The organism is Saccharopolyspora sp. NPDC002686 (assembly GCF_040295745.1).
In the GTDB taxonomy this organism is placed as follows: domain Bacteria; phylum Actinomycetota; class Actinomycetes; order Mycobacteriales; family Pseudonocardiaceae; genus Saccharopolyspora; species Saccharopolyspora oryzae.
Window position 1 is genome coordinate 24,037 of sequence record NZ_JBEOVY010000004.1, and the last position, 12,591, is coordinate 36,627.

The window sequence follows — 12,591 nt, forward strand, 5'->3', positions numbered from 1 at the left end:
GGTGCGAGGTGGCTGCCCGTCGGGGCAACCGCTGGTGCCGCTTGGACGAGGACTTCCGGCAGGTGCGAATTCGTTCCCTGCCTGAGCCGGCGTCGGGAACCGCGACCTGACGGACATCGCAGAGCCGGGCGAACCGCTCAGCCCGGGCCGCCGCCGAAGCTGATCTCGTTGCCATCCGCGTCGCGGTAGACCACCTTGGTCACGCCGCCTTCGTACGTCTCGCGCTTCGCGGGCTCGACGCCCCGCCGGGCGACCGCGGCGACTCGGTCCTCGAGGTCGTCGACGAACGCCAGGACCAGCGCGTTCCCCGCCCGTTCCGGGTCCTCGACGATGTAGACGTAGCGATGTTCGGCCACTTTCCACACCGCCTCGACCTCGTTCGGCAGGAACGACGGCGGGCGGCCGAAGAGCCGCTCGTACCACGGCAGTGCAGCGGCGTAGTCGGTCACGGCGATTCCGGCGAAGAGGTCCTGGGTCATTCGGTCCTCCACGTGCACTCGATGTGTCCTGAGTACCGACTTCGCCGGCAGCGAGAACTCATCGTCCCCGTCCGGGCAGGCGAATCAGGGGATTTCAGCCCGGCTCGCGGTGATCCGGTGTTGCCGCGGCGAGCAACGCCCGTGCCGCCGCCTTCGCGTGCTGAGCGCAGTTCGCGTCGTTGAGGACCATCGATCGGCTGGCCGCGCCGTCGACGAGGACGGCTAGTTGTTCTGCCAGCGATCGGGGGTTCGCGGCCCCCAGCGCGCTCGTCAGGTCGGTCAGGTGCGCGAGCAAGCGGCGCTTCTGCTCGGCGGCGAACTCGTGGACCGGGCTGGTCGGGTCGGGGAACTCGGCGGCCGCGTCGATGAAGGGGCATCCGCGGATCGGGTCGACGTCGTCGGGTGCCTCGAACAGCGCGAGGACGCGTTCCTCGGGCGGGAGGTCTGCGCGCTCGAGCACCCCTTCCAGGGTGCGCCCGGATTCGACCAGGTCCCGCAGGTAGCTCACCACCAGGTCGTCCTTGGTGGGGAAGTGCGCGTACAGGGTGCGCTTCGACACCGGGGCTGCGGCGGCGACCTGTTCCATGCTGGTCGTGTTGATGCCCTGCACCTCGAAGAGCGCGGTCGCTGCGGCGAGGACGCGCTCGCGCCCGCCTCGTCCCCTGCGGCGCTGGACCGCCTGCTGCTCAGCCACCAGCAAAGTGTACAGCCCCGTGTACTTAACGGGCCGATGCGTGATAGCGTCCCGCTAAGTAAACGAAGTCGTGTACTTAGGTGCACTGTTGGGCGAGTTGCGAGGTAGAGCGAAGTGACGGTCCTTCCTGAACACGCGGAGGAGCTGATCCGGGGCCGGCGAGCGGTGCGCTCGTTCCGGCCGGACGCAGTGCCGGGCGAGACGCTGCAAGCGATCTTCTCCCTGGCCGGTGCGGCCCCGTCGAACTCCAACACGCAGCCGTGGAGCGTCGAGGTGGTCAGCGGGGCGACCCGGGACCGGCTGAGCGAGTCGTTGCTGGCGGCGCACGCGGAGCAGCGCTTCTCCGTGGACTTCCCGTACCAGGACGAGCTCTACAGCGCGGTGCACCGGGAACGCCGGTCGGCCTTCGGCTCCGCCCTGTACGGAGCGCTGGACATCGCGCGGGACGACCACGAGGCGCGCGACGCCTTTCAAGCGGAGAGCCTGCGGTTCTACGGGGCGCCGCACGTGGCCCTGCTGCTCACACCGTCCAATGCGGACGCCCGGATGGTCGCGGACGTCGGCATGTACGGCCAGACGCTGCTGCTGGCGATGGCGGCGCACGGAGTCGCCAGCTGCCCGCAGGGCCTGCTCGGCTTCTACGGGGACGTGGTCCGCGACTGCTTGGGGATCCGGGACCGCAAGGTGCTCTTCGGCGTCTCCTTCGGTTATGCGCAGGATTCGGCGCCCGTCAACCAGATCGAGGTGGGCCGCGCGGATCTCGGCGAGACGACGAGGTTCCACGGGTAGCTCCTGGCTCGCCTCCTCCTGTCAGCCGGTGCGCAGGGCGAGCGGGGGGCTGAAGCGTTGTGGTTCGGCAACACCGCTCTGGGCCTCGACCTGGTCGTAGCCGAGTTCGGCGAGGCGGTCGAGGAGGTGGGAGACCAGGACCTCCGGCACGGACGCACCCGCGGTCACGCCGATGGCTTCCGCCCCGTCCAGCCATGCCGGGTCGAGTTCGGCGGCGCCGTCCACGAGGTGTGCCGCGCCCGCGCCGGATGCGGTGGCGACCTCCACCAGGCGCTTGGAGTTGGAGGAGGTGGGGGAGCCGACCACCAGGACGACGTCGCAGCGCGGCGCGATCGATTTGACGGCGGTCTGGCGATCTGCTCCGCGGTCTGTGCCAAGGGCTCGCCCCACAGCGCGAACACGTCAGCGTGCTTGCCGCCGACCCGGTACGCCGCCTCCGACGATCCGCCGAAGTACAGCGGAATCCTGGGCCGCTGCAGCGGTTTCACGGTGGCGTTGTAGTCCTCGAAGCGGTAGTGCTCCCCCGCGTGGTCGACCGGCCCCTCCGCGGTCCACACCCGGTGCAGGACCTCCAGGTACTCGTCGGTGCGCGCGTAGCGCTCCTCCTTGGACAGGTAGTCGCCGTCGCGCCGCTGGTCGGCGTCGTTGCCGCCGGTGATGATGTGCACCGCGATGCGGCCACCGGTGAGCTGGTCGGCGGTGGCGAAGGTGCGGGCGGCCAGGGTCGGTGCCACGAAACCCGGCCGGTGCGCGACGAGGAAGCCCAACCGCTCGGTGTGCGCCGCGGCGTGGGCGGCCAGCTGGGTGTTCTCCGGGCTGCTCGACCCGTACCCGATCAGCACCCGGTCGAACCCGGCTTCCTCGTGGGCGCGGGCGAACTCGCGCAGGAACGCCGGATCGACCGGCGGCCCGTCCGCCGCGTGGATCTCCGAGACGTGCTGCGCCCCGATCATCCCGATGAACTCCACCGTCATTTCGCACTCCCCTCATCGACGCCCAGCCAGGACAGCAGTTCCGCGCGCAGGGCCACGAAAGCCGGATCGCTGACGTCACGCGGGCGGTCCAGGTCCAGGACCTGGTCGAAGCCGATGCGCCCGTCGCGCATCACCAGCACCCGGTCGGCCAGCAGCAACGCCTCCTCGACGTCGTGGGTGACCAGCAAGATCGCGCAGCCGTGCCGCTGCCACAGCTCACCGACCAGCCGCTGGGCCTTGATCCGGGTGAGCGCGTCGAGCGCCGAGAACGGCTCGTCGAGCAGCAGCAGGTCCGGTTCGCGCACCAGCGCACGCGCCAAGGAGGCGCGCTGCGCCTCCCCGCCGGAGAGCACCTTCGGCCACACGTCGACCCGGTGCCCCAGGCCGACCTCCTCCAGCGCCGCGACCGCCCGCTCCTTGTCCGGGCGGCCCGGGAGGCCGAGCACGACGTTGCGCCACACCCGCTTCCACGGCATCAGCCGCGGGGTCTGGAAGGCCACCGCGCGCCGCACCGCCACCTCGACGTCCCCGCCGACCTCGCGGTCGAGGTCGGCCAGGATGCGCAGCAAGGTGCTCTTCCCGCACCCGCTGGGCCCGAGCAGCGCGACGAACTGGCCCGGCTCGATCTCCAGGTCCAGCTCGTCGAGCACCGTCCGGTCACCGAACCGCCTGGTCAGGCCGCGCACCGCGGCCGGTTTCACTACGCTCCCCGAAACGCCGGTCGCCATGCCAGCACAGTCCTCTCCAACAGTCGGACGATGAAATCGGCAACGAGGCCGAGCAGTGCGTAGAGCACCAGGCAGACGACGATCACGTCGGTCTGGAAGAACTCGCGGGCCGTGTTCATCTCGTAGCCGATGCCCGCAGTGGCGTTGATCGTCTCGCCGAACACCAGCGCCAGCCACGCCGATCCGAGCGAGAAGCGCAGCCCTACCAGGGCGTTGGGCATCGCCGCGGGCAGGATGACGTGCCGGATCTGCGCGAACCAGCCCAGGCCGAGCGTCTTGGCGGCCTCCACCAGCGCGGCGTCGACGTTGCGGATGCCGCCGTAGATGTTCATGTAGAGCGGGAAGGTCACGGCCAGCGCGATCAGCACGATCTTGGGCTGCTCGCTGATGCCGAACCAGATGATCAGCAGCGGGATCAGGCCGATCACCGGCACCGTGCGCAGCATCTGCATCGGCGCGTCGATGATGTCCTCACCGCGCCGGAACAACCCGGACAGGGTGGCCAGCACCACTGCGACCAGCACGCCGATCGCCAGTCCGGCCCCGACCCGCTGCATCGAGGCGGCGATCGCCTCCTGCAACCTGCCCTCCTCCCACATCTCGAAGGCGGTTCCCGCGACCGTCGCGGGCGAGGCCAGGGTGTCGTCGCTGAGCACGCCGGAACTGCTCAGCGCCTGCCAGATCAGCACCAGCGCGACCGGGCTGATGAGTTTGAAAAGCCAACGCGGGACCCGGGTTTCGCGCTTGGCCGTGCGGGTCTGCACGGTCGTGACGGCGATCGGATCTCGGCTGGGTGCGAGTTCGGTGGATGTGGTCATCTGCACTCTCCGCAGGGCATGAGGGCGTGGCGCGGCCAACGGCGGGCCACGCGGGCAACGACCGGCCGCGCGCGTTCGGTCACGCGCGCGGGGTACTGGTGAAGGGGGAACGCGCGGCGAATGCGCGCGAAGAAGAGGGGGAACCGCTACGGACGACAGAGGGCCGAGGACACGCGCACGAGGTCGACGTAACCTCGTGTCGTCAGGGACACCGTCCGGATCATGCCGTTGACCGTAGCCGGAACGCAGCGAGCGGTAAACCAACTCCACAGATTGGGATTAGCGATGGGGCACGTGCGCTCCGAGGCCGCCGGCCTCGGTGGTCGGGCGTTCGCGGCAGGTGACCGCGCGTGATCGAGCGACTGCTGCCGTCCGAGGTCAGCTGCGTCGAGACCTTCACCGACCCACCCGACGTGGAGCTCTTCCCGGCGGAGGAGGCGATCATCGCGCGCGCGGTGGGCAAGCGCCGCCGGGAGTTCACCACCGGCCGCTGGTGCGCGCGCGAGGCGCTGAGCCGCATCGGCGTCGCGCCGGAACCGCTGGTGTCCGACGAGCGCAGAGCGCCGCAGTGGCCCGCGGGAACCATCGGCAGCATCACGCACTGCTCGGGCTACCGAGCGGCGGTCGTCGCGCACCAGGCGAAGGTGCAGTCGCTCGGCATCGACGCCGAACCGCACGAAGCCCTCCCCAAGGGCGTGCTCGACGTCGTGTCCCTCCCCGCCGAGCGCGCCCAGGTCGCCGAGCTGTCCGCGGCGCGCCCGGAGCTCCGCTGGGACCGGATCCTGTTCAGCTGCAAGGAAACCGTCTACAAGACCTGGTACCCGATCACCCGCGAGTGGCTCGGCTTCGAGGACGCCCGCCTCGACCTGCGCCTCGACGGCACCTTCACCGCCCACCTGCTCAAGTCCGGAACGGATACCGCCGGCAACGCGCTGGCGGAGTTCGCCGGCCGCTGGCTCGTCGACGACGGCCTGATCGTCACCGCCATCGCCCTCCCCGCCCGCTGACCGAGGGACCTGATGCGCTTGAATGCAGTGCGAGCCGCGGCGGGAACAGGGAGAATCTTGACCGGGCAACGTCCGTCCGCACGACGTCACGCACGCCGAAGGCCGGAGCATCGGGGTCACGAGCCCCTACCGCGATCCGCAGCTCCGGCTGCCTCTTCCGAGTAAGACACTTTCACTCGAAGCTTTTCGGGGTAGAATGGGCGGAGCTACATCCGCTTTCCGAGGAGCAACACCGTGAGCAGCACCCGCCCTGACCCGCGCACCGACGACGACGAGATCATCACCTGGTGGGGTCTCGTCATCGAGGGCTACCACGTCACCCAGGGCAAGCTGATGGCTGCGATCGCCGAGGAGTTCGACCTCGCCCCCGCTTCCTTCGACATCCTGCTGCGGCTGGTGCGCTCCCCCGAGCACCGGATGCCGATGACCAAGCTCGCGCACGAGGCCGCGCTCAGCAGCGGCGGCTTCACCAAGGTCGCCGACCGCATGGTCAAGGCCGGGCTGATCCGCCGCGAACCGTGCGAGGACGACCGCCGCGTCACCTACGCGGCCCTCACCGACCACGGCCTGGACATCGCGCAGCGCTCCCGCAAGTCCGCCGCCGAGGTCCTGCGCCAGCGCGTCCTGGCGCCCCTGGGCGAAACCGACTCGGCCGCGCTGGCCGAGGCCATGCGCACGCTCCGCGAAGCCAACAGCTGACCAGCCCTGGCGGGAGGCAAGCACCACCCGCCAGGCCGCTCCACCTCAGCGCAGCGGCAACCGGTCGAGGTCCCGGCCGACCAGCACCCGGCCGGAGAAGCCCTGCCGGGCCTGCCGCCGCCAGCGCGCGTCGGAGACCGAACTCGGCGGGGCCGGCGCCAGGTGGCTCAGCAGCAGCGTCCGCACCCCGGCCCGCTCGGCGATCGAGCCCACCACGTCCGCCGGGGTGTGCGATTCGCGCAGGTGGCTGATCTTGTGCTCCGGCGTTCCGCTCTGCCGGTACCACTCCAGGTCGAGCGCTTCGTGCACCAGGACGTCCGCTCCCCTGGCCAGTTCCACGACGTTCTCGGACTCCGCGGTGTCCCCCGAGAACACCACCGAACCGCGGTCGGTGTCGAAGCGGAACGCCAACGACGGGAACACCGGGCCGTGCGGCACCAGCACCGCCGACACCGAGACCCGGTCGTCCTCGGCGACCTTGAACGGCGCCATCCGCGGCGCGGTCCGGCCGTGCGGGTGCGCCCCGACGTCGGGCAGCTCGATCTCGCGCGCGTCGACCAACGTGCGGACGTCCTTGATCCCGGTGTCGCGCACGAAGACGTTGCTGCTGTAGGCGTAGGCGCGGTGGCAGTTCTCGACCAGCTCGCGGATCCCGGGGACCGGCGCATCGGGGGCGATCGTCGGCGCGTCCGGCGAACCCGGCGGCAACTGCCCGGCCGAACGCGGGCCGAACACCCGCACCGGCTCGAAGATGCCGTCGGCGCTGTCGGCGTCGTTGCGGCCGAATCCGGCCAGCAGGAAGAAGTTGTAGAGGTCGCAGACGTGGTCGGCGTGCAGGTGCGTGATGAAGATCGAGTCCAGGTCGCGGAACTGCAGGCCCGCGGCCAGGTACTGGGTGACCGAGCTGCGGCCGCAGTCGATCACGTAGTTCTTGCCGTGCACGCGCAGGACCGTCGAGATCCCGGTGCGGCCGGGTTCCACCGGCGGCCCGGCTGCCGTGCCGAGCAGCACCAGCTCGACATCGGCGCGCGGACCGACCGGGGCGGCAGCGGCGCTCCCGACCGGGAGCAGCGCGGCACCGCCGAACGCAGCGGCGGTCAGCGAACCGCGGAGGACGGATCTCCTGGGCAGGGACTGTGACATGCGGGAACCTTCCGGGAACGGCACAGCGCTGTGCCGATGCGAGCGGGAACCTCGAACTGCCTCGGGATCAAGGGAATTCGCCACCGGAGCGCGGGCGCGACCGAGCCGCGCCCGCGCCGGGGCTCAGCGGTGCAGGACCGCGCCGAGTGCCGCGCGCAGCTCTTCGGCCGCGGTCTCCGGTGTTTCCGGCGACGTCGCACTGCGCCACGCGACGTAGCCGTCCGGGCGGACCAGCAGGCAACCGTCCTCGTCCACTTCGGACAGGCGGTGCCAGTCGCCGTACGCGTCGCGAGAGCCTTCAGCACCGATCACCACGCTGCGCACAGGTACTCCGAAGTGCTCGCGGCAGTCCGCCACCGCCTCCTGCCAGGCCTGGCCGGACAAGCCGGTGACCACGCTGAACTCTCCCCCGCCGACCAGGTCGAGGGTCGAGGTGCGGTTGCCGTCGGCGTCCACCAGCCAGGCGTGCGGCAGCTTGGCCCCGGGGCGCGTCGTCGGCCGGTGGTGCAGGTCGGCGTCCTCCGCCCAGACCTCCTCGGGACTTCCGTCGTCCAGCACCGCCGAGGACCGGTAGCGCTGGTTCAGCTCGACACCGTGCGCGTTGAACTCGAAGTTCTTCAGCTCGATCGCCTCGTGCAGCGCCCGCCGGCGCTTGCCGCCCTCGGCGTCGTCGGCCCAGCAAGCCGCCAAACCGCGCTCGATGCCCTCGTCGTTGGCACCGCCCGCGACGCCCAGCGCCTCGAAGATCGGGCCGAACTGGTCGCGGCTGAGGTTCGCCCGGTCCACGATCTGCTTGCCCACCGGGGCCCGTTCCGCGCTGTAGGTGTCCAGCAGCGCCGGGTCGGCGTGCCCCTTGACCACCATGGCGAGCTTCCAGGCGAGGTTGTAGGAGTCCTGCACGGAGGTGTTCGAGCCCAGCCCGTTCGACGGCGGATGCCGGTGCACCGCGTCGCCTGCGCAGAACACCCGGCCGGACGAGTACTCCGCGGCGTAGTTGTGGTTGACCGTCCACAGCGAGGTCGAGGTGATCTCCACCGGTACCGACGGGTCTCCGATCAGGTCGTGCACGATCTGCTCGGCCTGCTCGCCGGTCAGCTCCGGCGGCGCTTCCTCGATGTCGTAACCCCAGGTCAGCAACCACTCGTTCCAGGGCCGCACCATCCGCACCAGGCCCATGCCGATGCCGCCGAGGTGCGCGCCGGGCCGCAGCACCCAGTACAGGACGCTCGGCCGGTGGGCGACGAAGCGGCTCAGGTCGGCGTTGAAGACGATGTTCATGCTGCCCGCCTTGCCCGCCTGGCCGTCGATCGGCAGGCCGATCTGCTCGGCGACGCGGCTGCGCGCACCGTCGGCGCCGATGACGTAGCGGGCGCGCACGGTGAACTCGTCGCCGCGGATGCGGTCCCGCAACCGCGCGGTCACCCCGTCTGCGTCCTGCTCCAGGTCGAGGAACTCGGTGTCCATCCGCACCTTCGCCCCGCGGGCCGCCGCGCGGGTGACCAGGATCGGTTCGAGGTAGGTCTGCGGTAAGTCGATCATCGTGCACGGGCTGGCCGAGCCGTACTCGGTCGCGGTGCGCTCACCGGTTCCCCAGCTCCGGATCCGGCCGATCTCCGCACCGGCCAGCGCGGTGCAGAACACGGTGTCGCCCATCAGCTCAGGCGGGCTGCCGACGGCCAGCGCTTCGTCCTCCACCCCGAGGTCCCGGAGCACTTCCATGGTGCGCTGGTTCGTGATGTGGGCGCGCGGGGTGTTGGCCAGCCAGCCGTACTTGTTCACCAGCAGAGTCCGGACCCCGTAGGTCGCCAGCAGCAGTGCCGCCGAGCCACCGGCCGGCCCCGCTCCGACGACGAGGACGTCGGTTTCGCAGTCGTGCATCAGTTCTCCGCGGGTGCGAGGTGGAAGGTGAAGTCGAGTCGCCGCCAGCTGTCGACCTGGCGGCCGTCGGGGGCGGGACCGTCCTGCGCCGGCATGTCGACGACCAGCTCGTCCTTGACGCCGAACACGGTGTCGGAGCCGAGGTACTGCCCGCCGGACACGAACAGCTGGGTGATCAGCTGGCGGTGGCCCGGCGCGTCGATCAGGAAGTGCACGTGCGCGGCGCGGTACGGGTGCCGCCCCACCGCTTGCAGCAGCTGCCCGACCGGTCCGTCGTCCGGGATCGGGTAGTCCGCGGGCAGGATCGACCAGAAGGTCAACCGGCCGTCGGCACCGGTGCGGAACCGGGCCCGCAGGACCGGCCCCTCCTGCTCCGGCAGCTGCACGTCGTAGAAACCGTCCTCATTGGACTGCCACACGTCCACCACGGCGTCGGCGACGGGAGCGCCGTCCGGATCGGTGACCGCGATGTCGCACCACAGCGGCTCACCGGGCAGGCCCTGGGCGATGTCCGCGCCGTGCTCGGCGGGCGGCGGGCCTTCCACGTAGAACGGGCCCAGCACCGCCGAGGGCGTGGTGTCCGGGGTTCGGGAGTTGGTCAGCAGGTCCACCGCGCTGGAGACGCCGAGGGTGTCGGACAGCAGCACGAACTCCTGGCGGGTGTCGCTGCACAGCTGGCCGGTGCGGGTCAGGAAGTCGATCGCCCGGCCCCACTCCGCGTCGGTCACGTCGTTGCTGACCACGTACTCGTGCAGGTGCCGGACCAGGTCGGTGAGCAGCTGCTTGGCCCGCGGGTCGGGCGTCGCGTCGAAGCTGGCCACGACCTGCTCGGTCAGCCGCGCGAGGGGTGAGCCCCCACCGGAGCTCGGCCGGTCACCGCGCCAGGCCCCGGTCAGCAGCACCTCGATGTCGTCGCGGACGAGTTCGCGCGGGTTCGGGTAGGGCTTGGCCACGGCCAGGTCGGCGGCCTCCGCGATCCCGGACTCGGGCATGCCGAGCTCCCGCAGCGACGTCGGGCCGCCCAGCGAGGCGATCAGGTCGTGCACGCCCGCCGGGGCGTCGGCAACGCCCAGCGCCTCGGCGATGCGCTGCATCGCCTCTGGTGCGGCCGGGGCGTTGTAGGCCATGGCGTGCGGGAGCACCACGGTGTGCGTTTCCGCGTGCGGCAGGTCGAAGGTGCCGCCGAGGGTGTGGCACAGCTTGTGGTGCAGGCCCATGCCGACCGCGCCCAAGCAGGTGCCCGCCAGCCACGCCGCGTGCAGCGCGTCCGCCCGGCCGTCGAGGTCCCGGGGGTCGGCGGCGATGCGCGGCAGGGCGCGGGCCATGCGGCCGATCGCGTCGAGCGCCATGCCGTCGACGACCGGGTTGGCCTGCTCCGAGTAGAGCGCCTCCACGGCGTGCGCCATCGCGTTGATGCCGCTGGTCACCGACATCGCCACGGGGAGCCCGAGGGTGAGCTCCACGTCGTAGACGACGGTCTCCGGCAGGACCGCGGGCGAGGACCGGGTGGTCTTGCGGCCGTCAGCGGTCTCGCCCAGCACCGGGGTGACCTCGGAGCCCGCGTAGGTGGACGGCAGCACCACCTGCGGGATGTCGGTGCGAACGGCGATCGCCTTCGACAGGCCGGTCGTGGAGCCGCCGCCGACCGCCACCACGCAGTCCACCGCGTGCTCGCGGACCACCGCCAGCGCCTGCTCGGTGACCTCCACCGGCGTGTGCATGGCAGCCCCGTCGAACCGCGCGACGGCGAGCTCCCCCAGCTGCCCGGCGATCTCGTCCACCGCCTCGGCCAGCGGTGGGCTGCCCAGCAGCAGCACCCGGGAGCACCCCAACCGCTGCACCTCGTCCCGAACCTGCCCGCGAGTCCCGGCGCCGAACACCACGCGCGCGGGATTCATCGCGTAGACGAAGGTCCGCATGCCCTCCTCCTTCCGCTCGTCGTGTAACTCGGATCACGATGCACGGAGTATTGGGCAACGGCGCACCTCGACGCCTGCACGTTCTGATCGTGTTCTCGGCACGAAACGCGCATCAACCGGCGCGGCGGACCTCCGCGGGAGTGGTGCCGAGCCGGTCGCGCATCACCCGGGTCAGGTGCTCCTGGTGGGAGAAACCGCAGGCCACGGCGATCTCGGCGATGGGCTGCTCGCCGGTCCGCAGCAGCCGGCACGCCTGGTCCAGGCGCAGCCGCACCAGGTAGCGGTGCGGGGCCACGCCGGTGCGCGCTTTGAACCGCCGTGAGAACTGGCTGACGCTGAGCCCGGCGACCGCGGCGAGGTCGGCCAGCGGCAGGGCTTCACCGAGGCGGGCCCGCATCAGCTCCTGCACCGCGCCGAACTCCCGGTCGGCGAGTCCAGCGACGTCCGGGAGCACCGGCCGGCGGACGCTGTGGCGGCGGGCGAGGTGGGCTCCCAGCAGGCAGCTGAGCTGGTCGACGTAGGTGCGGGCGGACGGCTCCCAGTTGCGCACCACCTCGTCCAGCGACAGGACCAGCTGTTCCAGCAGCGGGTCCGTCCCGCCGAACTCCTCGGCCAGTTCCACCGGGCCACCGGCGGCCTCCTGCAGCGCAGCATCGCTGAGGTAGACGTGCACGGTCTGCAGCTCCCCGCCGAGCTCGACGGACAGGTCGCGGTCCGCGGGGTGCAGGAACAGCCCGCCCGCCGGGATCCGGCGGGACTCGGCGAAGCGCTGCCCGCGGCGGACCGTCACCGGACCGTCGAGGTGCAGGATCACCAGGTGGCTGGCGGCGGCGTCGAACGCCGCCCGGTAGGGCTGCTCGCGCTGGGTGGAGAGGTAGAGGTGCGGCCAACCGAGACCGGCGCTGGTCCGCGTCGGGTCGACCCAGGGCTGCCCGAGGATGCCGTGGGTTTCGCGCAAGCCCAGCTCCGCAACCACACCCGGAGGATACGCAGCGCCACCACCGCTCACAAGGCGCGTCACGGCCGGCACCGGACGATCACGAACCATCCGGAACGGATCGTCCCGGGCTTCGACCACACCGCAGATCTAGTCCTCATTGGACATTCCATCTCGACCGGTCCGCGGCGGCGATCCGAGGAGCGTCCAATATGGATATTCATCCTCTGCGATTTGCCAATGTTTTCCCGGTAATTCACATTCTTCAAACAGTCAGATACGCCTTGACAGTGTTTCCGGACTGCCCTAGTTTCAGACTCGAAGTCCGGGATGTGACGCGGAATTCGCGTCCAACAATCGGGGGTCCGCTCAGGTCTGGCGGCGGGGGCGGACCCCCACCCGGGCGATTTTTCATTTCACCGCGACAAACCCTTCGCGGCACGAGGAAACCGAAGAAGCACGAGTTCGCCCTGTCCGATGTGGATTTATTCAAAATCCACATCGGACACGGCAGAAACTCTCCCGG

At 70.7% G+C, this 12,591-nt stretch carries 12 protein-coding genes and 2 pseudogenes; 3 read left to right on the plus strand and 11 right to left on the minus strand.

What is annotated here, in order from left to right; genetic code table 11:
- Positions 1 to 137: 137 nt before the first annotated feature.
- Both ABTZ89_RS01165 and ABTZ89_RS01170 read right to left on the minus strand, forming a co-directional pair.
- A complete protein-coding gene (locus ABTZ89_RS01165) occupies positions 138 to 479 on the minus strand; it encodes a VOC family protein (RefSeq protein ID WP_351038746.1) in 342 nt (113 codons plus the stop codon).
- A gap of 94 nt (positions 480 to 573) precedes the next feature.
- A complete protein-coding gene (locus tag ABTZ89_RS01170; protein ID WP_351038748.1) occupies positions 574 to 1,173 on the minus strand; it encodes a TetR/AcrR family transcriptional regulator in 600 nt (199 codons plus the stop codon).
- A 114-nt stretch (positions 1,174 to 1,287) separates the two neighbouring features.
- Here ABTZ89_RS01170 and ABTZ89_RS01175 point away from each other — a divergent pair, with 114 nt between their 5' ends.
- Positions 1,288 to 1,962 carry a nitroreductase gene (locus ABTZ89_RS01175; protein WP_270949220.1) on the plus strand — a complete coding sequence of 225 codons (675 nt, stop codon included), beginning with the start codon at positions 1,288 to 1,290 and terminating at the stop codon, positions 1,960 to 1,962.
- Between the two features lie 21 nt (positions 1,963 to 1,983).
- Here the strand turns inward: ABTZ89_RS01175 and ABTZ89_RS38890 are convergent, their stop codons facing one another.
- The 5 genes and pseudogenes from ABTZ89_RS38890 to ABTZ89_RS01195 form a co-directional block, all read right to left on the minus strand.
- Positions 1,984 to 2,130: a hypothetical protein gene (locus ABTZ89_RS38890; protein ID WP_502949498.1), complete on the minus strand. Its 147-nt coding sequence runs from the start codon at positions 2,128 to 2,130 to the stop codon at positions 1,984 to 1,986.
- Positions 2,131 to 2,133: 3 nt separating this feature from the next.
- Positions 2,134 to 2,352: pseudogene (locus ABTZ89_RS38895) on the minus strand (hypothetical protein); the annotation flags it as partial.
- Positions 2,322 to 2,936 (minus strand): annotated as a pseudogene (locus ABTZ89_RS01185) (LLM class flavin-dependent oxidoreductase); the annotation flags it as partial. The pseudogenes ABTZ89_RS01185 and ABTZ89_RS38895, both read right to left, overlap by 31 nt.
- Positions 2,933 to 3,664: an ABC transporter ATP-binding protein gene (locus ABTZ89_RS01190; RefSeq protein ID WP_270951774.1), complete on the minus strand. Its 732-nt coding sequence runs from the start codon at positions 3,662 to 3,664 to the stop codon at positions 2,933 to 2,935. The pseudogene ABTZ89_RS01185 and the gene ABTZ89_RS01190, both read right to left, overlap by 4 nt.
- Positions 3,637 to 4,482 carry an ABC transporter permease gene (locus tag ABTZ89_RS01195; protein WP_351038751.1) on the minus strand — a complete coding sequence of 282 codons (846 nt, stop codon included), beginning with the start codon at positions 4,480 to 4,482 and terminating at the stop codon, positions 3,637 to 3,639. Before ABTZ89_RS01195 ends, ABTZ89_RS01190 begins: the two co-directional genes overlap by 28 nt.
- Positions 4,483 to 4,832: 350 nt before the next feature.
- Here ABTZ89_RS01195 and ABTZ89_RS01200 point away from each other — a divergent pair, with 350 nt between their 5' ends.
- Positions 4,833 to 5,489 carry a 4'-phosphopantetheinyl transferase family protein gene (locus ABTZ89_RS01200; RefSeq protein ID WP_351038753.1) on the plus strand — a complete coding sequence of 219 codons (657 nt, stop codon included), beginning with the start codon at positions 4,833 to 4,835 and terminating at the stop codon, positions 5,487 to 5,489.
- A gap of 234 nt (positions 5,490 to 5,723) precedes the next feature.
- Entirely contained in the window at positions 5,724 to 6,188 is a 465-nt protein-coding gene (locus ABTZ89_RS01205; protein ID WP_270951778.1) for a MarR family winged helix-turn-helix transcriptional regulator, read from the plus strand.
- Between the two features lie 45 nt (positions 6,189 to 6,233).
- Here the strand turns inward: ABTZ89_RS01205 and ABTZ89_RS01210 are convergent, their stop codons facing one another.
- From ABTZ89_RS01210 to ABTZ89_RS01225, 4 genes are all read right to left on the minus strand, one after another.
- Complete coding sequence (locus ABTZ89_RS01210) at positions 6,234 to 7,331, minus strand: MBL fold metallo-hydrolase (protein ID WP_351038755.1); 1,098 nt, start codon at positions 7,329 to 7,331, stop codon at positions 6,234 to 6,236.
- Between the two features lie 123 nt (positions 7,332 to 7,454).
- A complete protein-coding gene (locus tag ABTZ89_RS01215; protein WP_351038757.1) occupies positions 7,455 to 9,209 on the minus strand; it encodes an FAD-dependent oxidoreductase in 1,755 nt (584 codons plus the stop codon).
- Positions 9,209 to 11,128 carry a maleylacetate reductase and hydroxyquinol 1,2-dioxygenase domain-containing protein gene (locus ABTZ89_RS01220; protein ID WP_351038759.1) on the minus strand — a complete coding sequence of 640 codons (1,920 nt, stop codon included), beginning with the start codon at positions 11,126 to 11,128 and terminating at the stop codon, positions 9,209 to 9,211. The genes ABTZ89_RS01215 and ABTZ89_RS01220 overlap by 1 nt, the downstream gene beginning before the upstream one ends.
- 112 nt (positions 11,129 to 11,240) lie before the next feature.
- Positions 11,241 to 12,104, minus strand: a complete 864-nt coding sequence (locus ABTZ89_RS01225) for a helix-turn-helix domain-containing protein (RefSeq protein ID WP_270951782.1) — start codon at positions 12,102 to 12,104, stop codon at positions 11,241 to 11,243.
- Between the last annotated feature and the right edge of the window lie 487 nt (positions 12,105 to 12,591).